The sequence below is a fragment of the Rhizobacter fulvus genome (assembly GCF_964020785.1).
In genome coordinates this window covers 3,727,196-3,752,092 of record NZ_OZ224516.1, presented here as the reverse complement: position 1 = coordinate 3,752,092, position 24,897 = coordinate 3,727,196, and the positions used below count along the sequence as shown (strand labels likewise).

The 24,897-nt window shown below is 69.2% G+C and carries 24 protein-coding genes; 12 read left to right on the top strand and 12 right to left on the bottom strand.

Features of this window, described 5'->3' with window-relative positions; all coding sequences use genetic code 11:
* Window positions 1-7: 7 nt before the first annotated feature.
* A complete protein-coding gene (locus ACWH49_RS17780; protein WP_448172669.1) occupies window positions 8-634 on the bottom strand; it encodes a hypothetical protein in 627 nt (208 codons plus the stop codon).
* A 268-nt stretch (window positions 635-902) separates the two neighbouring features.
* On the opposite strand from ACWH49_RS17780, the gene ACWH49_RS17775 reads away from it, so the two are divergent.
* From ACWH49_RS17775 to ACWH49_RS17760, 4 genes are all read left to right on the top strand, one after another.
* A complete protein-coding gene (locus tag ACWH49_RS17775) occupies window positions 903-1,271 on the top strand; it encodes a PRC-barrel domain-containing protein (RefSeq protein ID WP_448172668.1) in 369 nt (122 codons plus the stop codon).
* A gap of 105 nt (window positions 1,272-1,376) precedes the next feature.
* The gene (locus ACWH49_RS17770) at window positions 1,377-2,138 is read left to right on the top strand and encodes an endonuclease/exonuclease/phosphatase family protein (protein ID WP_448172667.1); all 762 of its coding nucleotides are present in this window, start codon (window positions 1,377-1,379) and stop codon (window positions 2,136-2,138) included.
* Entirely contained in the window at window positions 2,135-3,337 is a 1,203-nt protein-coding gene (gene clsB / locus ACWH49_RS17765; protein WP_448172666.1) for a cardiolipin synthase ClsB, read from the top strand. The genes ACWH49_RS17770 and clsB overlap by 4 nt, the downstream gene beginning before the upstream one ends.
* Before the next feature lie 85 nt (window positions 3,338-3,422).
* A complete protein-coding gene (locus tag ACWH49_RS17760; RefSeq protein ID WP_448172665.1) occupies window positions 3,423-4,331 on the top strand; it encodes a lysylphosphatidylglycerol synthase domain-containing protein in 909 nt (302 codons plus the stop codon).
* A gap of 13 nt (window positions 4,332-4,344) precedes the next feature.
* On the opposite strand, the gene ACWH49_RS17755 is transcribed toward ACWH49_RS17760, so the two are convergent.
* The 5 genes from ACWH49_RS17755 to pedF form a co-directional block, all read right to left on the bottom strand.
* Window positions 4,345-5,301: a beta-propeller fold lactonase family protein gene (locus ACWH49_RS17755; RefSeq protein ID WP_448172664.1), complete on the bottom strand. Its 957-nt coding sequence runs from the start codon at window positions 5,299-5,301 to the stop codon at window positions 4,345-4,347.
* Window positions 5,298-5,891 carry a cytochrome b gene (locus ACWH49_RS17750; RefSeq protein WP_448172663.1) on the bottom strand — a complete coding sequence of 198 codons (594 nt, stop codon included), beginning with the start codon at window positions 5,889-5,891 and terminating at the stop codon, window positions 5,298-5,300. Before ACWH49_RS17750 ends, ACWH49_RS17755 begins: the two co-directional genes overlap by 4 nt.
* Before the next feature lie 13 nt (window positions 5,892-5,904).
* On the bottom strand, window positions 5,905-8,052 hold the full coding sequence (locus tag ACWH49_RS17745; protein ID WP_448172662.1) for a TonB-dependent receptor family protein: 2,148 nt from the start codon (window positions 8,050-8,052) through the stop codon (window positions 5,905-5,907).
* Between the two features lie 76 nt (window positions 8,053-8,128).
* Window positions 8,129-8,989 carry a substrate-binding periplasmic protein gene (locus ACWH49_RS17740; RefSeq protein WP_448172661.1) on the bottom strand — a complete coding sequence of 287 codons (861 nt, stop codon included), beginning with the start codon at window positions 8,987-8,989 and terminating at the stop codon, window positions 8,129-8,131.
* Window positions 8,986-9,426: a cytochrome c-550 PedF gene (gene pedF, locus ACWH49_RS17735; protein ID WP_448174363.1), complete on the bottom strand. Its 441-nt coding sequence runs from the start codon at window positions 9,424-9,426 to the stop codon at window positions 8,986-8,988. Before pedF ends, ACWH49_RS17740 begins: the two co-directional genes overlap by 4 nt.
* A 321-nt stretch (window positions 9,427-9,747) precedes the next feature.
* Here pedF and ACWH49_RS17730 point away from each other — a divergent pair, with 321 nt between their 5' ends.
* Window positions 9,748-11,886: a sigma-54-dependent Fis family transcriptional regulator gene (locus ACWH49_RS17730; protein WP_448172660.1), complete on the top strand. Its 2,139-nt coding sequence runs from the start codon at window positions 9,748-9,750 to the stop codon at window positions 11,884-11,886.
* A gap of 12 nt (window positions 11,887-11,898) precedes the next feature.
* Here the strand turns inward: ACWH49_RS17730 and ACWH49_RS17725 are convergent, their stop codons facing one another.
* A complete protein-coding gene (locus ACWH49_RS17725) occupies window positions 11,899-12,849 on the bottom strand; it encodes a hypothetical protein (protein ID WP_448172659.1) in 951 nt (316 codons plus the stop codon).
* A gap of 261 nt (window positions 12,850-13,110) precedes the next feature.
* Here ACWH49_RS17725 and pqqB point away from each other — a divergent pair, with 261 nt between their 5' ends.
* The 5 genes from pqqB to ACWH49_RS17700 are packed head-to-tail and all read left to right on the top strand — an operon-like array spanning window position 13,111 to window position 16,568.
* On the top strand, window positions 13,111-14,046 hold the full coding sequence (gene pqqB, locus ACWH49_RS17720; protein ID WP_448172658.1) for a pyrroloquinoline quinone biosynthesis protein PqqB: 936 nt from the start codon (window positions 13,111-13,113) through the stop codon (window positions 14,044-14,046).
* Window positions 14,043-14,741 carry a hypothetical protein gene (locus ACWH49_RS17715; protein ID WP_448172657.1) on the top strand — a complete coding sequence of 233 codons (699 nt, stop codon included), beginning with the start codon at window positions 14,043-14,045 and terminating at the stop codon, window positions 14,739-14,741. Before pqqB ends, ACWH49_RS17715 begins: the two co-directional genes overlap by 4 nt.
* On the top strand, window positions 14,738-15,349 hold the full coding sequence (locus ACWH49_RS17710; protein ID WP_448172656.1) for a hypothetical protein: 612 nt from the start codon (window positions 14,738-14,740) through the stop codon (window positions 15,347-15,349). Before ACWH49_RS17715 ends, ACWH49_RS17710 begins: the two co-directional genes overlap by 4 nt.
* Window positions 15,346-15,840, top strand: coding sequence for a hypothetical protein (locus ACWH49_RS17705; RefSeq protein WP_448172655.1), 495 nt, complete (start codon window positions 15,346-15,348; stop codon window positions 15,838-15,840). The genes ACWH49_RS17710 and ACWH49_RS17705 overlap by 4 nt, the downstream gene beginning before the upstream one ends.
* Window positions 15,840-16,568, top strand: a complete 729-nt coding sequence (locus tag ACWH49_RS17700) for a hypothetical protein (protein WP_448172654.1) — start codon at window positions 15,840-15,842, stop codon at window positions 16,566-16,568. Before ACWH49_RS17705 ends, ACWH49_RS17700 begins: the two co-directional genes overlap by 1 nt.
* 864 nt (window positions 16,569-17,432) lie before the next feature.
* On the opposite strand, the gene ACWH49_RS17695 is transcribed toward ACWH49_RS17700, so the two are convergent.
* The 5 genes from ACWH49_RS17695 to ACWH49_RS17675 all read right to left on the bottom strand — a co-directional run bounded on the left by ACWH49_RS17695 (window position 17,433) and on the right by ACWH49_RS17675 (window position 22,754).
* A complete protein-coding gene (locus tag ACWH49_RS17695) occupies window positions 17,433-18,131 on the bottom strand; it encodes a hypothetical protein (RefSeq protein WP_448172653.1) in 699 nt (232 codons plus the stop codon).
* A gap of 417 nt (window positions 18,132-18,548) precedes the next feature.
* Window positions 18,549-18,863: a high-potential iron-sulfur protein gene (locus tag ACWH49_RS17690; RefSeq protein ID WP_448172652.1), complete on the bottom strand. Its 315-nt coding sequence runs from the start codon at window positions 18,861-18,863 to the stop codon at window positions 18,549-18,551.
* Between the two features lie 90 nt (window positions 18,864-18,953).
* Window positions 18,954-20,762 (bottom strand): PQQ-dependent methanol/ethanol family dehydrogenase, encoded by a 1,809-nt coding sequence (locus ACWH49_RS17685; RefSeq protein ID WP_448172651.1) that lies wholly within the window; start codon window positions 20,760-20,762, stop codon window positions 18,954-18,956.
* Between the two features lie 217 nt (window positions 20,763-20,979).
* The gene (locus ACWH49_RS17680) at window positions 20,980-21,969 is read right to left on the bottom strand and encodes a quinoprotein relay system zinc metallohydrolase 1 (protein ID WP_448172650.1); all 990 of its coding nucleotides are present in this window, start codon (window positions 21,967-21,969) and stop codon (window positions 20,980-20,982) included.
* Entirely contained in the window at window positions 21,966-22,754 is a 789-nt protein-coding gene (locus ACWH49_RS17675) for a quinoprotein dehydrogenase-associated SoxYZ-like carrier (protein ID WP_448172649.1), read from the bottom strand. Before ACWH49_RS17675 ends, ACWH49_RS17680 begins: the two co-directional genes overlap by 4 nt.
* Window positions 22,755-23,008: 254 nt before the next feature.
* On the opposite strand from ACWH49_RS17675, the gene adh reads away from it, so the two are divergent.
* Window positions 23,009-24,529, top strand: coding sequence for an aldehyde dehydrogenase (gene adh / locus ACWH49_RS17670; protein ID WP_448172648.1), 1,521 nt, complete (start codon window positions 23,009-23,011; stop codon window positions 24,527-24,529).
* Window positions 24,529-24,897, top strand: coding sequence for a DUF779 domain-containing protein (locus ACWH49_RS17665; RefSeq protein WP_448172647.1), 369 nt, complete (start codon window positions 24,529-24,531; stop codon window positions 24,895-24,897). Before adh ends, ACWH49_RS17665 begins: the two co-directional genes overlap by 1 nt.

Genomic DNA, 24,897 nt, shown 5'->3' with positions numbered 1-24,897 from the left:
CGCTCCCTCAGCGGGCGACGTGGTCCACGTACTCGGCGTGCGGATCGGCCGCCTGCGCGCACTGCGCGCGACACTTCGCGGCCGTGAGTTCGCCGATGCCGGAGACGGTCAGCAATTCGTGATCGGAGGCGGCCAGGATCTGCGCTGCGGTGAGCAAGCCGCGGCGCCGGAAACCCGCCTGCGTGGCATTGCGGATGTCCAGCGTGCTGATGAACGACGGGAAGAACCGATCCAGGATGTCGGCCACGCCGCCCAGCTTGGTGACGAAGCCGCGCCAGTCCTCATTGCCGAGCTCCTTCGCCAGCGCCTGACGTCGATCGCCGACGGCGCCCGCGGACTCGACCACCGCACGCACCGCCAACAGGAACGGCAGGTAGTTGTAGGGCTCGACCCGGCCCGCGTCCGTGGCGACGCGCTCGTACAGATGGGGCGGAAAGCTGCCATCACCGGGGCGCTGGTCGCCGGCGCGGCGGCGGACCCACCGGCCCTGCCAGACCTCGGTGGCGATCACCGGTGGCGGACTCTGCGGATCGGCATGGACTTCCCCGTGGCGCAACAGCACGCGCCGCGGTGTGCGCAGCTGAAGCGAAGCCCGGAACTCGTGCGCGTCGATCGAAGGGGGTGCGAGCAGCATGCATGCGTCGGCGAGTGTTCACAGGCCAGGAACGAGGGTGGCCCTACTTTCCCTCGCGGCCTGCTGCCGGCTTGTAGGAGACCGCGATACGCGGAGATCGGAAGGGCGCGCAGCCGACTGACTGCCACGCTTCGCGATGCGGACGGACGGACTGGTCCTACAAGCCGAGGGCCGTTGGGCCGATCGCTGAAGTGCGAACCGTCGCCAAACATTGGACCTGTGCGGCGCACTTCCGCACCGCACCTCGTATCGACAGCGAAGGAGAATCATGGACACCACCACCACCGCGACCGAGCAGAGCACCCACGACGTGATCTCGTCCGAGCGGGTCGAGGGCACCGCCGTGTACAACGAAGACGGCGATCGGCTCGGATCGATCGACGACCTGATGATCGACAAGCGTTCGGGCCAGGTGCGCTACGCCGTGCTGGAGTTCGGCGGTTTTCTCGGCATCGGCACCGACCGCTACCCGCTGCCCTGGGACATCTTGAAGTACGACACCGACCGCGGCGGCTATGTCGTCCCGCTCGACAAGGAGCGCCTGTCGGACGCGCCGCGCTACCCGGATACCGAGGTGCCGACCTACACGCCGGAATACAGCCGCCGTGTCAACGACTACTACGGCGGATATCTGTAGCCGCAGGGCCGCGTCGCCAGTGCTGCGGGCCTCGCGCTTGGCCTGCAGCGCGCGCATCCCTTCTCCTACAGATGCGGGATGGCGGGACCGGTACGGTACGGTCCCATGCAACCGACCGCCGACATCTCGTTCCGCGTGCTGACCGTCAACACGCACAAGGGTTTCGCCTTCCTCAACCGCAAATTCGTGCTGCACGAGTTGCGCGACGCGGTGCGCGTCGTCGGTGCCGACATCGTCTTCCTGCAGGAGGTGCAGGGCGAGCACCACCTGCACTCGACCCGCATCGGCCGCTGGCCCGAGGTACCGCACTACGAATTCCTCGCCGACGAGATCTGGCCCGACTTCGCGTACGGGCGCAACGCGGTCTATCCGCACGGCGACCACGGCAATGCCTTGTTGTCCAAGTTCCCGATCGTCGCGCATGAGAACCGCGATGTCTCGATCGACGGCCACGAGACGCGCGGCCTGCTGCACTGCACGCTGCGCATTCCCGGCCGCGAAATCCCGCTCCACGCGATCTGCGTGCACCTCGGCCTCAAGGAGTCGCACCGCCTGCGTCAGCTGGAACTGCTGGGCGAGGTGATCCGCACCCACGTGCCGGTTGACGCGCCCCTGCTCGTCGCCGGCGACTTCAACGACTGGCGCTGCCGCGCCCACGCCACGCTCGAACGCAGCACCGGCTTGCGCGAGGTGTTTGTGCACGCCAACGGGCGCGCGGCCAAGACGTTCCCGGCCCACCTGCCGATGCTCGAACTCGACCGGATCTACGTGCGCAACACCAAGGGCAACACGCCGGTGCCGCTGCCGCGCGAACCGTGGTCGCGCCTGTCGGACCACGCCCCGCTCGCCGCGGAGATCCGCGTATGAGCCCGCGCTGGACCGGTGGCAACGACGCGCGCCTGCTCGAGAACGGCGAGGAGTTCTTCCCCGCCGTGTTCGAGGCGATCCGCAGCGCGCGACGCGAGGTGATCCTCGAGACCTTCATCGTGTTCGAGGACAAGGTCGGCAAGGAACTGCACGCCGCGCTGCTCGATGCCGCGGCGCGCGGCGTGCAGATCGACGTCATGGTCGACGGCTTCGGCTCGTCCGACCTGAGCGGCGAGTACCTGGGCGCGCTGACCGGTGCCGGGGTGCGCGTGCGCACGTTCGACCCCACCTCGCGCCTGTTCGGCGTGCGGGTCAACGTGCTGCGACGGATGCACCGCAAGATCGTCGTCGTCGACGGCGAGCGCGCCTTCGTCGGCGGCATCAACTACTCCGCCGACCACCTCGCCGACTTCGGGCCGCAAGCCAAGCAGGACTACGCCGTCGAGCTGCGCGGGCCGATCGTCGACGAGATCCGCCAGTTCGCGCGCACCGCGATCGGCGCCCCCGCTGCGCGCCGCCAGCCGGCCCGCAGCGCGCCGGCGGGCGATGTCGATGCGCTGCTCGTCACGCGCGACAACATCGACCACCCGAACGACATCGAGCGACACTACCGCGCCGCGATCCGCAGCGCGCGCAAGAGCGTGCTGATCGCGAACGCGTACTTCTTCCCCGGCTACCGCCTGCTGCGCGAAATGCGCCGCGCCGCACGCCGCGGCGTGGACGTGCAGCTGATCCTGCAGGGCGAGCCCGACATGCCGATCGTCAAGACCGCAGCGGCGCTGCTTTACGAGCACCTGCAGCGCGCCGGCGTGCAGATCCACGAGTACTGCAAGCGGCCGCTGCACGGCAAGGTGGCGGTGGTGGACGAGCACTGGGCGACCGTCGGCTCGAGCAACCTCGACCCGCTCAGCCTCTCGCTGAACCTGGAAGCGAACGTCGTGCTGCGCGACCGCGCGTTCGCGCAGCACCTGCGGGGGCGGCTCGAGCACCTGATCGCACACGAGTGCACGCAGGTGAAGCATCTGGAGCACTCTGGCTGGCGCTGGTGGGTCAACCTGCGCTCGGCGGTGGTCTTCCACGTGCTGCGCCGCTTCCCCGGCTGGGCCAGCCGACTCCCCCGCCACCGGCCGACCCTGGCCGCGTGCGAACCGGGCCCGAACGAGATGGCGCCCGCGCCGGAGGGCCGGCGTGGCGGCTGACGCGGGAGCCCGCGCATCCGGCGGCCCATCGGGCGGCGCGCGGCACGGCATCCGATCGCACCGATGGTGGGCACCGGCCAGGCGCGTGCTCACCATCACGTTCTTCGTGCTGGTGCTCGGGCTGGTCGCGCACCAGGCACGCAGCGTCGACTGGACCGCGGTGCGCACCGCGTTGCTGGCCTACCCGCTGTCGACCCTCCTGGCCGCCGCGGCGCTCGCACTCGCGAGCTTCACGGTGTACTGCAGCTACGACCTGATCGGCCGTCACCAGACGAAGCATGACTTGCCACGCTGGCAGGTCGCCGCGATCGGCTTCACGTCGTACGCGTTCAACCTCAATCTCGGCTCCCTGGTCGGCGGCATCGCCTTCCGCTACCGCCTCTATTCGCGACACGGCCTGGCGACCGGCGTGATCACGCAGATCCTGGCGCTGAGCATGCTGACCAACTGGCTCGGCTACCTGGTTGTCGGTGGCCTGGTATTCGCGCTCGCGCCGCTGCCATTGCCACCGGACTGGCGGATGGGCAGCGAGGGCTTGCGCGTGCTCGGCGCCGCGATGCTGGCCGCTGCCGGCGCGTACCTGGCAACCTGCACGTTCGCGACGCGCCGCGAGTGGCGGGTGCGCGGACGCGACCTGCGCCTGCCCTCGGCGCGGATCGCCGTGCTGCAACTCGCCGTCTCGTCGATCAACTGGCTGCTGATCGCCGCGGTCGTGTGGACGTTGCTGCAGCACAAGATCGAGTACCCGACCGTGCTCGCGGTCCTGCTCGTCGCCGCGGTCGCCGGCGTCATCACGCACGTGCCGGCGGGCCTCGGCGTGCTCGAAGCGGTGTTCGTCGCGCTGTTGGCGCACCGCGTGCCGCAGGGGGAGCTGCTGGCGGCGCTGGTCGCGTATCGCGCGGTCTACTACCTCGGGCCGCTGGCGCTGGCGTGTGGCGTGTTCCTGGTGATCGATCGACCCGCCGTGGCAGGGCAAAGAACCAAGAGTGCCTGATCGGTCCCGGGCGTCAACGGATCGCCACGCCCCACGGCAGCTTGCCGACGCCGATGTCGGCGATCTTGACCTGCCGCTCCGTGTCGATCACCGACACCGAGCCCGACCGCCCGCACGCCACATACAGCTTCCTGCCGTCCGGGGTCAGCGCCATGTTCCAGGGCCGCTGGCCGACGCCGATGGTCGCGACGATCGTGTTGGTGGCGGTGTCGAGCACGGACACGGTGGCGTCGCCGCCGTTGGAGATGTAGACGCGCTTGCCGTCCGGATGCACCGCGATGCCGTTGCTGCGCACGCCGCCCTTGAGCTTGGTGACGACCTGGAACGCGACGGCGTCGAGCACGTAGACCTCGCTCGAGTTCTCGGCGCCGACGTAGGCACGCTGACCGTCCGGCGAGAAGCCGATGCCGCGCGGCCGGTCGCCGACCGGGATCTGCGCGATCTGCGCGCGCTTGTCCACGTCAATCACATCGATCGCGCCGCCCTCCTCGGCGCTGACGAAGACGAGCCGGCCGTTCGGGCTGAACACCGCGTGCTCGGGGTTCTTGCCGCGCACCTTGACGGCGAAGACCTTGGCGTTGGTCCGCGTGTCGACGAACATGATCTCGTTCGTCTCCTCGATCGCCGCGACGATCCAGCGGCCGTCCGGCGACAGGCCCAGGCCTTCCGGCGATTCGCCGAGCGCGATGCTGCCGGACTCGCGTCGCTTGTCGGTGTCGATGATCGTCAGCCGGTTCGCCGGCTGGTCGCTCACGTACACGAACGCACCGCTGGCGCCGACCACGATCCCACGCGGCTTCTTGCCGGCCGCGATCTCGGCGACGACCTTGTCGGTCTGGGTGTCGATCACGCTCAGCGTGCCCGAGCCCTCGTTGGGCACATAGGCGAACGGCGCGGCGCCAGCCACCATCGGCATCGAACAGGCCGCGGCGACGGCAGCGACGGCGAGGCAGTGGGAGAAACGTGTCATCGGGGACCTCCGGAATCTGTCACAGGGTGGGGGCTGCCGCGTCGTGCCGACCACGGCCACATGCGCGCGAGGATGCCGTCGCGGTCGACCAGGCCGTGCTTCAGCGCGATCAGCACGTGACCGACGATCAACGCGGTGAAGAGCCAGCCGGTCGCCACGTGCAGCAGGTTGAAGGCCGAATACACGGCCGGGATGTCGGGCCCCCAGGGCTTGAGCGCGAGGCCGAAGAACTTGATGCCGTGCTTGCTGAAGTTGGAGGCGATGTAGCCCGAGAGCGGCATCGTCAGCATGCACGCGTACATCGCGTGGTGGCCCAGGCGCGCCGCGCGTTGCTGCCACAGCGGCAGGCTCGCCGGCCAGCGCGGTGGCCGGTGCCGCAGGCGCCACAGCAGCCGCAGCACGATCAGCGCGCCCAGCACCAGACCGACCGACTTGTGCAGGTTGATCGTCGCCGCGCGTGCCGGCGTGCCGCGCGGCGCCAGGTCGTCGAGCAGGAAGCCGAACGTGATCTGCCCGAGCAGCGCGATGCCGATCAGCCAATGCAATAGGCTGGCGACGCGGTCGTAGCGGGTGGGGTCGTTCGGGCTCATGGCGGCGGCAGCGTCAGAACTTCACCGTCGCCGACAGGCCGGCCAGCCAGGTGCGGCCCGGCGCGGGCTCGAAGTAGCGCGCGTTGCCCTCGTTGACGATCACCGAGCCGGCATAGCGCCGATCGAACAGGTTGTCGCCGCGCACGAAGCCGTTCAGTTCCCAGCGGCCGAGCGGCAGCACATAGCCCACGGAAGCGGAAGCGATCGCATAGCGCGGCGCGATGTCGCTGTTGGCGTCGTTGACGAACACGCCCGTCACGTAGCGTGCCTCGATGCCGGCGCGCCATCCTGCCGGCGGTGCCCAGTTCAGCGCCGCGAACAGCGACCCGCGCGCGATGCCGGGGATGCGGTTGCCGCCCGGAATCTGCACGTTGGCGGCGGCGCACGGAACGGCCGTGCAGGTCAGGAACCCGTCCCGGTAGGTGGCGTTCAGCAGCGTGGCCGCGACCTGCGCGCGCAGGTTCTCGAACCAGGTGCCGGTCCAGCTCGCCTCGACACCCGTGCGCCGTGTCGCGCCCGCGTTCTGATAGGTCGTGCGGCCGCCGAGATTGGTCTGCGTGACGATCTCGTGCGCGGTGTCGGTGCGGAAGGCCGCGAGCGTGGCCTCGCCCCACCCGTCCAGCTTGGCCTTCACGCCGACCTCGACGCTGGTGCTGGTCGACGACTCGAGCCCGAAGTTCAGTCCGGTCTGGCCGCCGCTGCGGTAGGCCAGCTCGTTCAGCGTCGGCGTCTCGAAGCCGCGGCCCGCGGTCGCATACAGGTGCAGGTTGTCGTTGACCGCGAACATCAGCCCGGCCACCGGCAGCGTCGCGCTGTACGCGGCGCGACCGCTGTCGTCGGGGTTGGTGCCGACGATGTACGCGTCGGTCGACGTGAAGCTGACGCGGCTGTGGCGCACCCCGAGGTTCAGCGACCACTGCGGCGCGAACTGCCACGCCGCCTGCAGGTACTGGTCGAAGCTGGACACGTCGTTGCCCTCGTCGCGGCGCAGCGCGCCGCGCACGCCGAGCGTGCCGCCGATGAAGTTCTGGTAGCCCTGGCGGTGCTCGGCGAGCACGTCGTACGCGACCCCGCCGACCAGCGTGAGCGGTGTCGCCCCGAGCTGGAGCTTGCTGGTCCAGCGCAGATCGGTGCCCTCGTAGTCGCGGCCGAGCAGGATCACGCCGCCGGGCTGGCGCGGCGAACTCTGCTGCGTGGCCACCGGGATCGACTGGTACTGCTCGGTGCCGCGGTGGCCACCGTAGACCATCGCCTGCAACGAGTTGGCGGCATCGACACGGCGCTCGTAGATCACGCCGAGCTGCGTCTGGTTGACGGTCTTGCGAGTATCAAAGTCGAGCGCCGATCGGTCGACGCCACGCGGGTTGGCTTCGAATTGGTCACGTCGGAGGCCCAACGGGTCCTGCGCCTTGGGCAGCGCCACGCTGTTCGCGATCAGCGTCCACTTGTTGTCGGCATCCGGCCGGAACGTGAGCTTGGCGTTGCCCAGCGTGCGCTCGGTCTCGCTGTGGTCGCGGTAGCCGTCGGTCTGGAAGCGGCTGGCGCTGAGGTTGTAGCCGAAGCCGCCGTCGGTCCCGCCGCTCGCCTGCACGCCGTAGCGCAGCGCGCCGTCGCTGCCGCCCGAGACGCCGAAGCCGAGCGTCGGCGCGCCCCGGCCCTCGGCGGTGAACACCTGGATCACGCCGCCCGACGAGTTGCCGTACAGCGCCGAGAACGGCCCGCGCAGCACCTCGATCCGCTCGACCGAGCCGAGCTCGACGTTGGTGATCTGGCCCTGGCCGTCCGGCAGCGTCGCCGGGATGCCGTCGACATACAGCCGCACGCCGCGGATGCCGAAAGTCGAGCGTGCGCCGAAGCCGCGCACCGAGATCTGCACGTCCTGCGCGTAGTTCTGGCGGTCGCGCGCGAGCAGGCCCGGCACGGCGCCCAGGCTTTCCGAGATGTTGACCAGCGCGTGGGCGTTACGCACGTCGTCGCCATCGATGCGCGTGATCGACGCCGGCACGTCGGCGGCGAGCGCCTCGATCCGCGTCGCCGTCACCACCACCGGCGCCAGCTGCGCCGCGGCCGGAGATCGAGGGGCGTCGCCCTCGGCGGCCCACGCCAGCGACGTGGTCGTGCAGAAGGCCGCGACTAGGCGCGCCGGGAAGGTCGGGTTCATCGTGTCTCCGTCTGTCGTTGTGCGTCGCCCGGCCCGCCGGTGGCGAGCCGGCGTCCGGGCCGGGGCGAGCGGCGGGTCAGGCCGTGCGCCAGCCCACGTTGTAACGCACGAACAGATCCTTCAGGCGACCGGACTCCGCAAGACCGTTCATCACGGTCTGAAGTGCCTGCGCCAGATCGACGGCATCACGCTTCACCGCCAGGCCGGTGGCCCAGCCGCTGCGCGGTGCGCGCGGCGACGGCATCGGCTCGATCGCGTACCGCGTGTCGCCGCGCAGCACCGATTCGATCTCGGAGCTGTTGCCCGCCGCGACGCTGACCTCGCCGCGCTGCAGCGCCCGGGCGCATTCGGTGCCGTCCTTCCACTGGGTGCTGAGCTGGCTGCGGTAGGCGCCGCCGTCGGCGCCCAGCAGCAGCCAGCCGGCGAGCGTCTGCCCCGGCACCGCGATCTTCTGGCCGGCGAGTTGCTGCATCGTGTCGAGTGCCGGCACCTTCGCCAGTTCGCGGGCCATCACGATGCGCTCGCGGTAGTAGGGCGCGAAGATCGTCGCCTGCGGCGTCGCGTCCATCAGCGGGCGGTCGACCGGCACGTGCATCAGCACGTCGGCCGGGCCGTAGCCGAGGTAGTGACCGCGCCAGACCATGTTGCGCAGGTCGTCGTTCATGTTCTCGTCGGCGTTGAACGGCAGCAGCGAGAGCTTGACGCCCAGCCCGTCGGCCAGGGCCTGCGCCAGCTCGACGTCGATCCCCTTGCCGGCGACATGGAACGGCGGCATGTCGTTGTAGACGCCGACGATCAGGCTGCCGCGCTCGCGCACCTTGACCAGCGTCGCCGCGCCCGCGCGCATCGCCGCGCCGCCCAGGCCGAGCAGCGCCGTGGCCGCGGCGATCCGGCCGAGCGTCGCGCGTCGGTCCGGCCGCACGCCGGCGCGCGTCACAGCGCCTTCTCGCGGCGGGTTTCCAGGTAAGCCTTGATCGCCCAGATCGCCTCCTGGTCGAAGGTGCCCTCGAACGGCGGCATGTAGACGGCGCCGTTGCGGGTGCGGCCGTGGCGCACCGTCGTCAGGAAATACTCGTCGTTGTCCTTCACGCAGGCGGCCTTGCGCGCCGCGTCCTTGGTCGTCGCGCAGTCGTTGTCGAGCTTGCGCAGGTCGGGCGCGATGCCGCCCGAGACCGCATCGATGCCGTGGCAGCGCGCGCAGTTCTGGCTGTACGCCGAGCTGCCGACCTGCACCGCCGCGGGGTTGGCGCGGTACGGGTTCTCGGCGCGCCACGCGGCACCGACCTTCGGCAGGCTGGAGGTGTCGACGGCCTGCGGCGTCACGTCGCCGTGGGCCCACGTCAAGGCGCTGGCCATGACGGCAGCGCCGGCCATCAGGGTTTGCACGCCACCCGGGCGCGCGGCGCGGGCGAGCCGCTGTCGGATCGAGATTTTCATGGGGTTGTCTCCGGTGTCGAATCGAGAAAGCGTTCGTTGCCGGCATTTGTGCAAACGCTGTGCCACGGCCGAGTGTTCCAGCCTTGAACACTCTGCCTGTCACAGGCCCGCAGTTCCTATGGACAATAGAACCCTTTTGGCACAGCATCGCGCCGCGGCGGGCTGTACCAGCGCCTTTCACGAGCGGTGACAGTCCCTGGAGAGGGCACACACCTGCGACGACGACAGAGACAACCTGCACGGCAGGTGGAGACGACCATGACCACATCCGGTCGAGATTCGAACGGTCCGTTGAGCCTGCCCACCAAGCGCGGCGACGACCGCGCCAGCGCCGGCACCGTGAGCCCGCCGCGCGTCGAGTTCATCGAACGCTCCCACCAGCGCAGCGCTGCGCTGGGCCTGTCGCGCGGCGAGAAGCGCGAGTTCGATCCGATGATCCGCAGCGACCTGAACGTCGCCCGCGAACGCAACCACCGCCTCTACGTGCACGCCGCGCCGGTGATGCAGATGCTGTTCGAGCAGATCGTCAACACCGAAAGCATGATCGTGCTGACGGACGCGCAGGGCACGATCCTGCATTCCGTGGGCGACGACGACTTCCTCGAACGCGCCGACAAGGTCGCGCTCGCGCCCGGCGAGAACTGGGCCGAGCACTCGAAGGGCACGAACGCGATCGGCACCGCGCTGTTCGAGGCCGCGCCGACGCTCGTGCACGCCCACGAGCACTTCATCCACGCCAACCACTTCCTGACCTGCTCGGCCGCGCCGATCTTCGACCCGCGCGGCAACATGCTCGGCGTGCTGGACGTGACCGGCGACCACCGCAGCTACCACCAGCACACGATGGGGCTGGTGCGCATGTCGGCGCGGATGATCGAGAACCACTGGCTCTCGGACGACTTCAACAACCGGCTGCGCCTGCACTTCCACAGCCGCGCCGAGTTCATCGGCACGCTGCTGGAAGGCATCGTCGTCGTCGGGCCGGACGGCAAGATCCTCGGCGCCAACCGCAGCGCGCTCGACCAGCTCGGCATCAGCGGCGCCGCGCTGCGCATGCAGAGCGTGACCACGCTGTTCGGCACCACGCCGTCGGCGATCTACGACCACTTCCGGATGCCGATGTCGGCGCCGATGCACCTGAGCCTGCCCAGCGGCCAGCTGTTCCACGCGACCGCGCGCTTCGACTGGCCGTCGCGCCCGGTGATCGCCGGCCGCCACGGCGACGATGCCGCGCCCGACCACGTGCTCGCGCCCGCGGCCAGCCCGCGCCTGGCCGGGCCCTCCTCGACCGACCGCCGGCCGGAGGGCAGCCCGTTCTCCGGCCTGCAGTACCTGCGCACCGGCGACCCGCAGGTCGACGTGCTGGTGCAGAAGATCCGGCGCATCCTGGACCGCGACATCCCGCTGCTGATCCTCGGCGAGACCGGCACCGGCAAGGAACTGCTGGCGCGCGCGGTGCACCACGACTCCAACCGCGCGCGGCAGCCGTTCGTCGCGGTGAACTGCGCGTCGATCCCCGAGTCGCTGATCGAGGCCGAGCTGTTCGGCTACGAAGACGGCGCGTTCACCGGCGCCCGCCGCAAGGGCGCGCCGGGGCGCATCGTCCAGGCCAACGGCGGCACGCTGTTCCTCGACGAGATCGGCGACATGCCGCAGCCGCTGCAGGCCCGCCTGCTGCGCGTGCTGCAGGAGCGCTGCGTGACACCACTGGGCAGCACCAAGGCGATCCCCGTCGACATCGCGGTGATCGGCGCCACCCACCGCAACCTGCGCGAGATGATCGACCGCCAGGAGTTCCGCGAAGACCTCTACTACCGCCTCAACGGCCTCGCGCTGCGGCTGCCGGCGCTGCGCGAACGCGCCGACCTCGAAGCGGTCGCGCGGCGCATCCTGCAGGCCGAGCGCCCGCAGGACACGCCGGCGCTGAGCCCGCGCGTGCTGGACCTGTTCAGGCGCTACCGCTGGCCCGGCAACATCCGCCAGCTGGCCAACGTGCTGCGCACCGCGGCGGTGATGTCCGCCGGCGAGCACGAGATCACCAGTGCCCACCTGTCGGACGATTTCCTCGAGGACGCGCAGCGCGCCGTGACCACCGCCGCGCCGCCGGGGGTGCAGGGGCCGGCCCACCAGCCGCCACCGTTCACGGTCGAGACGACCCCCGGCTCGGCCTGCGCGATCGCCACGCCGCTGGCCGACGCCGCGGTGCGCACCCACCGCGGCGTGGCGCCGACCGAGCCCGCGCCCACGCACACGCTGGAGCAGGTCGAGATCGAGATGATCCGCAACGTCCTCGAGGCCGTGAACGGCAACATCTCTGCCGCGTCCAAGCAGCTCGGCATCAGCCGCAACACGATCTACCGCAAGCTGCGCTGGAACGTCACCGACAGCGCCACCTGACGGTCGCCGCCGTCAGCGCATCAGCTCCGCCTCGCGCTCGCGCCAGACCCGCTGCAGGTTGAGCGGGTGGCGCCGCGCGTAGCCGGGCAGCGCCGCGAACCCCGGCAGGTCGACCCCGATACCGGCCGCGCCGTCGACATCGCCGCGCTCCAAGTGCGAGCGCACCGCGCCGCGCAGCGCATCGACGTAGGCGACCTGCCGCGCGACGGCGTGCGCGTCGGCCACGTCGCCCTGCTCGCCGAGCAGGCGAGCACCCACCGCGAAGCGCTGCAGCGCGCGCAGGCTGGCGAGCAGCAAGGCGCTGTCCGTCTCGCGCAGGTCGGGCACGTCGTCGGTCCACAGCAGGCCCTGCGCGACGACGATCGACGTGGCCCGGTGGCGCAGCACCAGCGTGCGTTCGCCGCGCGCCCGCGGCAGCGCCCGCCACGCGAACGGCCCGAGCGCGCCGCGACTGGCGCCGGCGCCGCCGACCGGCTGCGTCGGCACGCGGATGCGGTCGTGACGCAGGCTTTCGCCGGCCGCGCCGATGCGCGCCTTCAGGCGATCGAGGCACGTGCCGCAGCGCGCGCGCATCGTCGCGATCACGTCGGGCAGCGCCCACGCCCGCGCCGCCGGGAAGGCGGCATTGCCCAGCGCCAGCTCGGGCGCGGCCCGGGTGTTGACCAGGTCGCTCACCGGCCGGCCGACGCGGCGCTGGATCGCGCAGCCGAGGGCCGCGCCGAAGGCCGGTGTCGGGCCGCTGCCGACCAGCCAGACGCGCGCACCGTCCTGCACGACGACCAGCTGCGCGACCACACCGCCGTTGGCGGCGTCGCTCTCGCCGCGCGCGGCCGGCACGCGCCAGACCTGCGCCGCCACCGGCACCAGCGGCACCTCGGCCAGCCCGTCGCAGGCCGCCTCGGCGGCCACGCCCGGCGCCGCGGAAACCGCCAGCAGCGCGGCGACCCAACCCCTCGCAGCCACCGATCGAGCGCGAAATTGGACAGAGGGCTTTCCCTGTACCACTGCTCCACCGCACTGCTCCGCGATGGAGCAAATCAGGGTGTTCCATGACCTACCGGCGGCCCGCGAAGCGCGCCACGGACCTGCGTCGCACCGGCATGCGTATTGCTGAAGGGGTTCGATTCGCACGGCTTGCTACCAAGCAAGCTCTCTGCCGCAGTCCGATCACAACAAGAACGAGGAGACCATGAACCGCACACCGCAGCGCGCCGGCTAGGCCGCATGAAGATCCTCGTGCTCGGCTCCGGCGCGGGCGGCGGCTTCCCGCAATGGAACTGCCGGTGCGGGCAGTGCGCGTCGTTCCGCCGCGGCGAGCTCGATGGCGCGGCGCGCACCCAAAGCTCGGTCGCGGTCTCGCAGGACGGCGCGGACTGGGTGCTCCTGAATGCCTCGCCCGACATCGCGCAGCAGATCCGCGCCAACACCCTCCTGCACCCGACGCAACATGCCGGCCCGCGCGACTCGCCGATCAAGGCGGTCGTGCTGACGGACTCCCAGCTCCACAACGTCGCCGGCCTGCTGAGCCTGCGCGAGAGCCAGCGGCTCGAGGTGTTCGCCACCCCGCTGGTGTTCGAGGACCTGACCGCGGGCCTGCCGCTGCTCAGCGCGCTCGCCCACTACACCGCGGTGCACTGGCACATGCTGCCGGTCGTGGGCAACGCGGCGTTCGCGCCGTTCCGCATCGACGGCTTCCCCGACCTCGCGTTCTGCGCCGTCGACGTGCCCGGCAAGGCGCCGCGCCATGCACGCCAGCGCGGCGAGACGGTCGGCGAATGCATCGCGCTGCACATCCAGGACACGCGCACCGGGCAGCGCTTCTTCTTCTCGCCGGCGCTCGCCGAGGTCGGCAGCGCCGAGCTCGACTGGATGCGCGCGGCAGACTGCCTGATGGTCGACGGCACCTTCTGGGATGAGCACGAGCTGCGTGATGCGGGCCTGGGCGGACCCAGCGCCTCCGAGCTCGGCCACCTGCCGCAGATGGCGTTCGAGGGCCGCGCCGGCATGATCGACGCGCTGAACGCAACCGACGCGCCGCGCAAGATCCTGACCCACGTCAACAACAGCAACCCGATCCTCGACGCGCACGGCCGGCAGCGTCGCACGCTGGCCGACCACGGCATCGAGGTCGCGCACGACGGCATGGTGATCGAGCTGTGAAGGCGCTGACAGCGTCGATCAACACGGGGCGCGCCACGCGCCGGCGCGACGAGGCCGCGGCGGTGTCCGAGCCGCTCTGGCTCGAATGGCTGGCGCTGGCGGGCGTGCTCGGCTTCGCGACCTGGCTGCTCGGCGCGCGCGGCGTCTGGGCGCTGCTGCTGCGCTCCGACCCGACCGGCATCACGCTCGTCATCATCGTGGTGTTCGCGACCGCGACGCTGTGGTGCGGCACGCGCAGCCGCCAGCTGCAGCGCGAACGCCGGGCGCTCGCGCATGCCGACGGCGCGCCCGCGGCCGGCTGGGCCGCCGACTACCTGGCCGCGCTCGCCGGCCCTGCGCCCGACCACGACACCGCGCTCGACCTGCTGCTGGAGCGCACCCACGGCCCGCACGGCACCGCGTGGTGGGTCAACGGCATCCAGCTCAAGCTCGGCCTGCTCGGCAAGGTGATCGGCTTCTCGATCCTCGCGCTGACGATCGGCAGCGCGCCGAGCTTCGACGCGTCGCAATCGCAGGAGCTGCTGCGCAGCCTCACGACGGGCCTGGGCGTGGCGCTGCTGACGACGATGGTCGGACTCGTCGGCAACATCCTGCTCGGCCTGCAGCTGACGCGGCTCGACCGCTATGCCGACCTGCTGGTCGCCGATGTGCAGCGGCTCGGCCTCGCGGCGCGTGGCGCGGAGCCGACGCGATGATCGGGCGGCGCGGTCGCGGCGCGCGCGAGGCGGAGGTCGATCCGTTCTACGACATGTTGTTCAACATGCTGATCGCCTTCGTGTTCTGCTTCATCGTCGCGCTGCTGGCGATGAACCCGAAGGCGCTGAAGGCCGGCGACATCCCGTCGAAGGCCGAGTACATCGTCAACGTCGGCTGGCCCGACCGCAACCCGAACGACATCGACACCTGGGTCCAGGACCCGGGCGGCAACGTGGTGTGGTTCCGCGCCCGCGAGGCGGGCCTGATGTACCTGGACCGCGACGACCGCGGCGACGCCAACGATGCGATCGTCATCAACGGCCAGCGCATCCAGAGCCCGTTCCGCCAGGAGGTGGTGACGGTGCGCGGCATCCTGCCGGGCGAGTTCACCGTCAACGTGCAGTACTACCAGTCGCGCGACGGCCAGCCGGTGGACGTGACCGTCTCGGTCATCAAGGTCAACCCGCGCGCCGAGGTCGTCTTCTACGGCCAGCTGCGCCTCGCCCGACAGGGCGACGAGGCCACCGCCGCGCGCTTCACGGTGCTGCCCGACGGCCAGGTCGTCAACGTCAACACCCTGCCCAAATCACTGGTGCAACGCCTATGACCCTGCCTGTCGTGCTGAGCCTGGCCGCCCTCGCCTTCCTGACCCTGCTCGCGCTGCTCTGGTCGCGCTGGCCGGGCTGGCTGAAGGGCGTGCTGGTGGCCGGCGTCACCGTCTTCTACTTCTTCGCCAACGAGGTCGTGCACGGCATGTGGGGCTGGCCGAGCAGCGATGCGCTGCCCGAGCGCTTCGTGCTCCTCGCCGCGGTGATCGAGGAGCCGAACACCAAGCGCCCGGGCGCGCTGTACGTGTGGGTCAACGCGCTCGAGGACGGCAAGCCGGGCGCGCAGCCGCGCGCCTTCCAGCTGCCCTACGCGAAGGACCTGCACGCGCTGCTCAACGAGGGCATGAAGAAGATCCGCGAAGGGGTCAGCCAGGTCGGCACCAGCGAGCCGAAGGCCGGCCGCAACGGGCTGTCGTGGCTGCGGCCGGGCAACGACGAGCGCTCGGTCAAGCTGCGCGACATGCCCGTGCCACAGCTGCCGGAGAAGTGATGACGTCGCGCACTGCGCTCGCGAACACCGTGATCGCGGCCGCGGTCGTGACCGTGCTCGCCGGCTGCGAGCGCGCGCCGTCGGCCGATGCGCTGTTCCCGCTCGACGCCGGCCACCGCTGGACCTACCGCGTGACGACCCGCCTCGGCGACGACGCCAGCGAACGCGAGACGCTGACGCTGCGCACGCTCGGCCGCGAAGCGGTGCCCGCCCTCGGCGACGTGGCCGCGTCCCGGCGCCGCAGCGACAGCGGCCTCGACTACTGGCTGCAAGCGGACGCGAGCGGCATCTACCGCGTCGCGAGCAAGAGCGACCTCGACCCCGAGCCGGTGCCCGACAAGCCGCTGCGCTTCGTGCTGAAGGCGCCGTTCGTCGTCGGCACGCAGTGGCAGGCGACGACGACGGCCCACCTGCTGATGCGCCGCAGCGAGTTCCCGCGCGAGATCCGGCACACCCACCCGAAAGTGCCGATGACCTACCAGATCGAAGCACTCGCCGAATCGCTCGACGTGCCCGCCGGCCACTTCGACCGCTGCCTGCGCGTGCGCGGCAGCGCCAGCGTGCGCATCTACGCCGACCCGGCCAGCGGCTGGCGCGACATGCCGCTCACGACGCTCGAGTGGTACTGCCCCGGCATCGGGCTCGTGCGCATGGAACGCAGCGAGCCGGCCGGCTCGGCATTCCTGACCGGCGGCACGCGCACGCTGGAGCTCGAGTCGTGGCAGTGAACTTGAGTACGAAGCTCATGATGGGTACGCGGGGCTGCATCAGCGGATCGCTTTCGATGATCGCCCCAGTTCAGCTGGCCGACCGATGCACCCATCCGATATCGCAAGAAAGCCAACAGGTCGCCCCGCATTGACACGTCGGAGCCATCATCTTCTCGTGCACGACGGCGGCTCCGTGCAAAGAAGAGAATCGGCAGGCCAATCAAGGCCTTGCAAGTGCCAGTGATGCAATCGTTCTGAGCTTTGGCTCCCATTGCGGCGCAGCCAGCATTGAAGTCAGAGATCTTTCTATCGATTTCCGAACTTGCCGCGCCGTAGGCTGCCGCTCCCCAGATGGGCGCAGTGTCGACATCACCACCTATCTTCTTGCGTAGCCAACGGCTGACGACGCCGGCACTGATAGCCGAGACGGCGGGCATGTTCGACAACTTGGTTCGGAGTTGCGCCGCTTGAATCGTGCAGTTGTTGTCGTGAATGGTGCGCTGAATGGCACAGTTTGCTACGCAATCCATTTTCGCCTTGACGGGGTCCGAGTCGGGGACGCCGTTCCCGTCGGCGGACGGTGAGGCGATTGGCCCTGGCGATACGATACGAACGACCTGCGTCGCGTTGATGTAGCTGACACCACCGAGTCCCTGACAAACTGCTTTGCATTCGACGATGACGTCGGGGAGATTTGTGTCCCAACTTCCGGACGTTCCGCCGTAACCGAAGCCGCCTTCATAGTATGAGTACTCGCCGTCTATTACGTAAATTATCTTGGCTTCAGCTGGTGGGCCCACTGAGAAGCAAGCAGACAATCCAACCAGCAGCGCGACTAGTAGTTTCTTTACTTTCATGACAGCTCTCCCCCCTGCTACAGCATCAAGACCTCTTCCAAATCTTCGCGAGTCGAACCCCTTGTTCGACCGCCGCCTTGCGATCCTGAGCGCTCAGGCGCTCCTGGTACTGACCGAGCGCGAATTCGACGTTGGGGTCGCGGCTCGCGTCGAGCGGCACTCCGTTTTGCTTCGCGAGTCCAAGCGAGCTTGCGACGCTGTAAGCAAGACCCTTGAGATATCGGTCGCGCGCTGATTCAAGGTCGCCACCGGCCTTCAGTTTGTCGCCCTCCGCTTCGAGGTCGCCAGCCTTCGTGGCGAGAGCGGTGGGTTCGCCCTTGGAGACGCCAATCTCATAGGCTTGGACAACTAACGACGCGTGGCCGATCGGATCAGATGCAAAGGCTCCAAAGCGACCTTTTGGCCCCTCTTCGAGAAGACTCTCGACTGCACCAAAGGCGCCGTTCATCACGAGATCGACTACGAGCTTTTTGCGCAGCTCCAGGTTGTCGATGTTGCCGTCCGACAGGCCGCACAGCCTTGGGTACTGCACGTTCATCACGGCAAATGCGCGCTCGTTTAAACACTCGCGAATCCAGCCATGTGCTTTGTAGCGATCCGACAGCTCGGCACTGGCAGCCAAGCGCTTGAACTCCAGGTCTTGGAAGTGGAGCGGCGCACGTTCCGCTAATACAGGGGCAACTGCTCGAACGGATGAGACCTCAGGCGCCGAGCGCTCGACCACGACACGCCTCGGCGCCACGGTTTCTCGTTGGACCTCCGTGCGAGGCCGCTCCGTCGACCAATCACCCCATACTGTCGCGCCGGCAGCGACTAGGCCAGCAGTAAGCGCGACGACAGCGACAGTTCGGTGGTTCACGAGCGACGATGAGTTTACTTAAACGCTTCGCGAGCTAAATCGCAGCACGCGAATTCATCATCACATGACAACGCGTTTAGCAATAGAAGCCAACCTTGCCATTTGAGACAAAAGCGGACAAAGAGTCCTGTCTCGTCGATTTACTTATTGGCTTCAAGTATCGATACCGGCATTCGGCACCGTGTGGGAAGGGACATGCGTCGGAGCACTCATCCAAATGAAGTCGGCATCGGCCGAGTGACATTTTTGTCAAGCTTAGTCCTCGCATATCGACCAGTCGGGTCACGGCGCCTTGGCCCAGACCTCGCACCACCCGGCGTTCGCCACCTGCTTGCGGCCGAACATCGCGCAACCGGCCCAGGCATCGTTCGGCTTTCCCTGCCAGAACGAGCAGCTGGCGCAGTGCTGCGCCGCCGCGTGCTTGGGGTATTTCTTGGCGTCGACCTTGGTCGTGTCGTGCCGGTAGCCGAGCGTGACGGCCTGTTCGTCGGCCTCGTCGACATGGGCGCCGGCCTGCGCGAACGAACGCGTCGCGACGACCGCGCTGCCGGCGACGACGAGCTGGCCTACGAAGCGGCGGCGTGAGGATGGATTCATTCGAGTCTCCAGGATTGAATGGGCATCGGACATTTAAGACGGCCACATGCCGCACCGCACGGTGCGCCACGTGGCCGCAGTGCCGGCCGCTCAGTTGACGGCAGCGAACTGGGTGGTCTTCAGCGGCGCGTCGGCGGCCGCGGTCTGCGTCACGCCCTTCGGGATCTTGAAGACCCACACCATGCCGCCCTGCTCGAGGAAGTTGACCTTCTTCGCGACGTCACCGCCCCACAGCGGCACCGCACCGCCCCAGCCGGAGACGACGCTGACGTACTGCTCGCCGTTCTGCATCCAGGTCACCGGCGGCGCGACGACGCCGGAGCCGGTCTGGAACTCCCACATCACCTTGCCGGTCTTCGCGTCGGCAGCCTTCAGCAGGCCTTCCGGCGTGCCCCAGAACACCAGGTTGCCGGCGGTGGTCAGCACGCCACCCCAGAGCGGCGCGCCGTTCTTCACCTCCCAGACGATCTTGCCGGTCTTCGGGTCGATCGCGCGCATCGCGCCGATGTAGTCGTCGTTGAGCGTCTTGATCGTGAAGCCGGCGCCGAGGTAGGCCGCGCCCTTCTTGTAGGTCACCGGCTCGTTCCAGATCTCCATGCCCCATTCGTTGGACGGCACGTAGAACAGCTTGGTGTCGGGGCTGTAGGCCATCGGCATCTGGTTCTTGCCGCCGAGGAAGCTCGGCGCCGCGAACACCGAGTTGCCCTTCTTGCCGTCGGCGCCGGTCGTCGGGTCGGTCGGACGGTTCTCGGGGACGAAGTTCGGACGTCCGGTCTTCAGGTCGATGCCGGTGGCCCAGGTGACCTTCTTGACGAACGGGAACGCGTTCTCGAGCTTGCCGTTGGTCGCATCGAGCACGTAGAAGAAGCCGTTGCGGTCGGCCTTGCCGCCCAGGCGCTTGCCGTCCTGGTCGAAGGTGATGAATTCGTTCACGCCGTCGAAGTCCCAGCTGTCGTTCGGCGTGCTCTGGTAGCTCCACTTGATCTGGCCGGTCTTGACCTCGATCGCGACGGTGGAGCACGAGAACAGGTTGTCGCCCTGTCGCAGGTGGCTGTTCCACGGGGCCGGCTGGCCGGTGCCGAAGTAGGCCATGCCGGTCTTCGCGTCGTAGGTGCCGCCGAGCCAGGTGGCGGCGCCGCCGGTCTTCCACAAGTCGCCCGGCCAGCTCTTGTTGGTGGTGCCGGAGACGCCGTTCTCCTTCTTGTTGCCGTCCTTGTCGTAGGTGTAGCCCATGTGGCCCTCGACAGTCGGGCGCGACCAGACCAGCTTGCCGGTCTTCGGGTCGCGCGCCTCGACGCGGCCGACCACGCCGAACTCGCCGCCGGACACGCCGGTCAGCAGCAGCCCCTGCGCGATCAGCGGCGCCGCGGTGGCGGAGTAGCCGGCCGCATAGTCGTCGATCTTCTCCTTCCACACGACGTCGCCGGTGGCCTGGTCGAGTGCGACCAGTTGGGCGTCGAGGGTCGCGAAGATCACGAGGTTGTCGAACAGCGCGGCGCCGCGGTTGACCACGTCGCAGCACGGCATGATGCCTTCGGGCAGGCGGTGCTCGTACTTCCAGAGCTTCTTGCCGGTCGCGGCATCGAGCGCGAAGATGCGCGAGTACGACGCGGTCACGAACATCTTGCCGTTGTGGATCAGCGGCTGCGATTCCTGGCCGCGCTGCTTCTCCCCGCCGAACGAGAAGGCCCAGGCCGGCACGAGCTTGTTGACGTTGGCGGTCGAGACCTGCTTCAGCGCCGAGTAGCGCTGGCCCTGCGTGCCCAGGCCCCAGGACAGGACCTGGTTGCCGGTCTTGGCGGCGTCTTCGATCATCTTGTCGGTCACGGCGGTCTGGGCCGAGGCGGCGAACGAGCCGAGGCCCAGGATGATCGACAGGGGCAATAGCTTCAGGCGCATGGGAGGTCTCCTCGATGGTGGATGTCGGACAGCGTGTCGCGCTGTCTCAAGGAGACCTCAGAGGGCAACAAGCATGCCATACGCGCAGCCGTGTGTTGGAGCACTCGCGCGGGCGACGCGACGCGGTTTCGGCAGACCGGCGCGCGGGTTTCCCCTCGCACTGCTGCATCGTCGAACAGCCGCCGCGCCAGCATGGGACACGCCCACGCGCGGCGTGTCACGGCCGCTTCGAGAAGGCCTGCTGTTCGTAGCGCGGGTAGAGGTTCGCCACGTTGCGCACGTACTCGGTGTCGAGCGCCGCCCAGCCGCGGAATTCGGCCGGCAGCGGCAGGCGCAGCACCTCGTTCATGTCAAGGCCGCGTTCGGCCGCGTCGCGGAACGCGCTGTCGATCCAGGCGAGATAGCGGTCGGTCGCCGAGACAGCCGTTCGCTCGCCGTCCACCGGGCCGTGGCTCGGCACCCAGGTCGCGAACGGCCAGCCGGCGAGCCGCTGCAGGCTCGCGCGCCACGCCGGCAGCTGCGCATGCGGCGTGGTCGGCACGCGCTGAGCGAACACCAGACCGCCGGCGAACACCACGCCGCGCGTGCGGTCGACCAGCACCAGGTCGCTGTCGGTGTGCCCGCGCAGTTCGACGAGCTCGATCTCGTGACTGCCCAGGCGCTCGCGGCCGGGCACGGCGTCGGCCGACGGCAGCAGCGCCTCGGTGCCCTTCATCCACTCGCCGCACAGCCGGTAGAGGTTGCCCTCGTAGCCCCGGGCCTCGCGCTGCATGCCGGCGCGCGTGGTCGCCGTGGCCACGCGCGGCACGTCGGCGAAGGCCTGGTTGCCGAGGAAGTAGTCGGGGTGCAGGTTGAGGTGGACGACGCGCAAGACCGGCTCGCGCGTCGTGCGCGCGATCAGCGCCCGCAGCTGCTCGCCGTAGCGGCGCGACGGCCCGGTGTTGATGACCACGACGCCGGCGCCGGTGACGATGAAGCCGGTGTTGATGATGTTGCAGCCGTTGGTCACGCTGAAGTCGGCGTTCGCGCCCTCGACCACGTAGACGCCTGCGGCGAGCTCGCGCGCGTGCAGCCGGTAGTCCAGCGTCTTCGGGTCGGCCGGCTGCGCCAGCCGCGGGTCGGCCGGCTGCGCCAGCACCAGCGCCGGCAGCGCGCACAGCGTGACCAGCAGCAGCGCCCAGCCGAACATCCGCCCGAGCGCGCTCATTCGATCGACCCGGCGATGCGGTTGCCGTTGTTGTCGGTGCCCACGAGATGCAGCCGGCCGTGCGGCACGCCGGCGAAGTCGAAGCTGAACACCGGGTTCTCGCTCAGCGGCTCGAATGCATTCAGCCGCAGCAGCTCGCGCTCGCCGTCGCGCAGCGCCAGGCGGTTGACATAGAAGGCGGGGATGCCGCCGACCAGGCCGGTGTCCATCGGGTGCATCACCCGCAGCCGCAACCGTGCGCCGGCGGTGCTGCCGGCAGGCGCGGCGCTGTGCGGGAACACGCGGCCGTTGACCTCGCCGAGCGTGCGCGCCCAGCTGCCGTCGCGCCGGGTCTCGCCGGCCGCCGTGCAGCCGCCGCCGGCCGAATCGACCCACACGCCGCCGACATGCCACACCCCGTCGCGGGTGCGCACGGCCGCGCGCACCGGGCTCGCCTGCTCGAGCTTGAAGCGGAAGCTCACGCGCGCCAGCGTGGCCAGCGGAAAGTATTCGAGCACCTTGCGGATCGGGTTGCGGTCGACGATCACGGTGATGCGCTCGACCTCCGCGAGGCCGTCGGCCGCGACGCTGATCGGCACGTTCATCGGGTCCTCCGCGAACGCGGGTCCCTGCACCCGCACGCGCGGATCGAACACGACGCGGTCGGTGCCGAGGAACTCGCGCTGCAGCGCCGGCCACTGCATCGAGCCGAAGGGATCGGTGTCGGCCTGCGCTCGCGCCAGGCGCGGCGCGAGGCTTGTAGACGCTGCACCGCACAGCGTGCCGAGTACCGTTCGACGGTCCATGTGATCTGTCTCCTTGCATCGCCTTCAAGCAAGTTCCGTGCATCGAACAACCGCCCGTCGCGCGCAGCACGGATCGATTCGAATCGGGACGGCACTGTCACGGCGCGGGACACCCTTGTCGGTACTTTCCCGTGCTTTTGCACCGCGCGCAGTGCTGTCGGTGTGCTCCAACGCGCTGGCACGTGGCATGCGCAGAAGCGGGAGTCGTCGGCCACCGACGCCACCACCAACCCCGCACACTGGAGAGACAAGACATGGACATGCTCGAACCCGGCAAATTCGGCACCGCGGTGCAATTCAAGAAGCGCTACGGCAACTACATCGGCGGCGAGTGGGTCGCGCCGGTCGATAACCAGTACTTCGAGAACGTCACGCCGGTCACCGGCAAGGTGTTCTGCGAGATCCCGCGCTCGACCGCGGCCGACGTGGAGCGCGCGCTCGACGCCGCGCACGCGGCCAAGGCCGCCTGGGGCAAGACCTCGACGACCGAGCGCGCGAACATCCTGAACAAGATCGCCGACCGCATGGAGCAGAACCTCGCGATGCTCGCCGCCGCCGAGACCTGGGACAACGGCAAGCCGATCCGCGAGACGACCTTCGCCGACATGCCGCTGGCGATCGACCACTTCCGGTATTTCGCGGCCTGCGTGCGCGCACAGGAAGGCGGCATCAGCCAGATCGACAACGAGACCTACGCGTACCACTTCCACGAGCCGATCGGCGTGGTCGGCCAAATCATCCCGTGGAACTTCCCGATCCTGATGGCGGTGTGGAAGCTGGCACCCGCGCTGGCCGCCGGCAACTGCGTCGTGCTCAAGCCGGCCGAGCAGACGCCGGTGTCCATCCTGGTGCTGATGGAGCTGATCGGCGACCTGCTGCCGCCGGGCGTGCTGAACGTCGTCAACGGCTTCGGTCTCGAATGCGGCAAGCCGCTCGCGTCGAGCAACCGCATCGGCAAGATCGCCTTCACCGGCGAGACGACGACGGGCCGGCTGATCTCGCAGTACGCGAGCCAGAACCTGATCCCGGTCACGCTCGAGCTCGGCGGCAAGTCGCCGAACATCTTCTTCGCCGACGTGATGGAGAAGGACGACGGCTTCTTCGACAAGGCGCTCGAAGGCTTCGCGATGTTCGCGCTGAACCAGGGCGAGGTCTGCACCTGCCCGTCGCGCGTGCTGGTGCAGGAGTCGATCTACGACAAGTTCATCGAACGCGCCGTCGCGCGGGTCGCCGCGATCAAGCAGGGCAGCCCGCTGGACATGGAGACGATGATCGGCGCGCAGGCCTCGAGCGAGCAGCTCGAGAAGATCCTGAGCTACCTCGACATCGGCCGCCAGGAAGGCGCGAAGGTGCTGATCGGCGGCGAGCGCAACACGCTGCAGGGCGACCTCGAAGGCGGCTACTACGTGAAGCCGACCGTGTTCCGCGGCCACAACAAGATGCGCATCTTCCAGGAGGAGATCTTCGGGCCGGTGGTCTCGGTCACGACCTTCAAGGACGAGGAGGACGCGCTGGCGATCGCCAACGACACGCTGTACGGCCTGGGCGCCGGCGTCTGGAGCCGCGACATGAACACGGCCTTCCGCATGGGCAAGGGCATCCAGGCCGGCCGCGTCTGGACCAACTGCTACCACCAGTACCCGGCGCACGCGGCGTTCGGCGGCTACAAGCAGTCGGGCATCGGCCGCGAGAACCACAAGATGATGCTCGACCACTACCAGCAGACCAAGAACCTGCTGGTCAGCTACAGCGAGAACAAGCTCGGGTTCTTCTGATGACGGAGCCCGTGCTCCGGGTCACGGCGACCGCTGCGGCGGTCGCCCTGATCGAGCGGCTGCGCGCGAAGCACGGCCCGCTGATGTTCCATCAGTCGGGCGGGTGCTGCGACGGCAGCGCGCCGATGTGCTACCCCGCGGGCGAGTTCATCGTCGGCGACTACGACAGGCTGCTCGGCCACATCGGCGGCGCGCCGTTCTACATCAGCGGCTCGCAGTTCGAGTACTGGCAGCACACGCACCTGATCATCGACGTGGTGCCCGGCCGCGGCGGGATGTTCTCGCTGGAGGGGCCGGAAGGCCTGCGCTTCCTGACCCGCTCGCGGCTCTACACCGACGCCGAGTGGCAGGTGCTGTCGACGCAGTAG

Bases quoted from the DNA above. Each gene is read 5' to 3' on its own strand.
- ACWH49_RS17745 (WP_448172662.1), bottom strand. From the start codon at position 8,052: ATGAACCCGACCTTCCCGGCGCGCCTAGTCGCGGCCTTCTGCACGACC.
- ACWH49_RS17710 (WP_448172656.1), top strand. From the start codon at position 14,738: ATGATCGGGCGGCGCGGTCGCGGCGCGCGCGAGGCGGAGGTCGATCCG.
- adh (WP_448172648.1), top strand. From the start codon at position 23,009: ATGGACATGCTCGAACCCGGCAAATTCGGCACCGCGGTGCAATTCAAG.
- ACWH49_RS17770 (WP_448172667.1), top strand. From the start codon at position 1,377: ATGCAACCGACCGCCGACATCTCGTTCCGCGTGCTGACCGTCAACACG.
- ACWH49_RS17750 (WP_448172663.1), bottom strand. From the start codon at position 5,891: ATGAGCCCGAACGACCCCACCCGCTACGACCGCGTCGCCAGCCTATTG.
- ACWH49_RS17775 (WP_448172668.1), top strand. From the start codon at position 903: ATGGACACCACCACCACCGCGACCGAGCAGAGCACCCACGACGTGATC.
- clsB (WP_448172666.1), top strand. From the start codon at position 2,135: ATGAGCCCGCGCTGGACCGGTGGCAACGACGCGCGCCTGCTCGAGAAC.
- pqqB (WP_448172658.1), top strand. From the start codon at position 13,111: ATGAAGATCCTCGTGCTCGGCTCCGGCGCGGGCGGCGGCTTCCCGCAA.
- ACWH49_RS17690 (WP_448172652.1), bottom strand. From the start codon at position 18,863: ATGAATCCATCCTCACGCCGCCGCTTCGTAGGCCAGCTCGTCGTCGCC.
- ACWH49_RS17730 (WP_448172660.1), top strand. From the start codon at position 9,748: ATGACCACATCCGGTCGAGATTCGAACGGTCCGTTGAGCCTGCCCACC.
- ACWH49_RS17755 (WP_448172664.1), bottom strand. From the start codon at position 5,301: ATGACACGTTTCTCCCACTGCCTCGCCGTCGCTGCCGTCGCCGCGGCC.
- ACWH49_RS17780 (WP_448172669.1), bottom strand. From the start codon at position 634: ATGCTGCTCGCACCCCCTTCGATCGACGCGCACGAGTTCCGGGCTTCG.
- pedF (WP_448174363.1), bottom strand. From the start codon at position 9,426: ATGGCCGGCGCTGCCGTCATGGCCAGCGCCTTGACGTGGGCCCACGGC.
- ACWH49_RS17705 (WP_448172655.1), top strand. From the start codon at position 15,346: ATGACCCTGCCTGTCGTGCTGAGCCTGGCCGCCCTCGCCTTCCTGACC.
- ACWH49_RS17680 (WP_448172650.1), bottom strand. From the start codon at position 21,969: ATGAGCGCGCTCGGGCGGATGTTCGGCTGGGCGCTGCTGCTGGTCACG.
- ACWH49_RS17675 (WP_448172649.1), bottom strand. From the start codon at position 22,754: ATGGACCGTCGAACGGTACTCGGCACGCTGTGCGGTGCAGCGTCTACA.
- ACWH49_RS17700 (WP_448172654.1), top strand. From the start codon at position 15,840: ATGACGTCGCGCACTGCGCTCGCGAACACCGTGATCGCGGCCGCGGTC.
- ACWH49_RS17685 (WP_448172651.1), bottom strand. From the start codon at position 20,762: ATGCGCCTGAAGCTATTGCCCCTGTCGATCATCCTGGGCCTCGGCTCG.
- ACWH49_RS17665 (WP_448172647.1), top strand. From the start codon at position 24,529: ATGACGGAGCCCGTGCTCCGGGTCACGGCGACCGCTGCGGCGGTCGCC.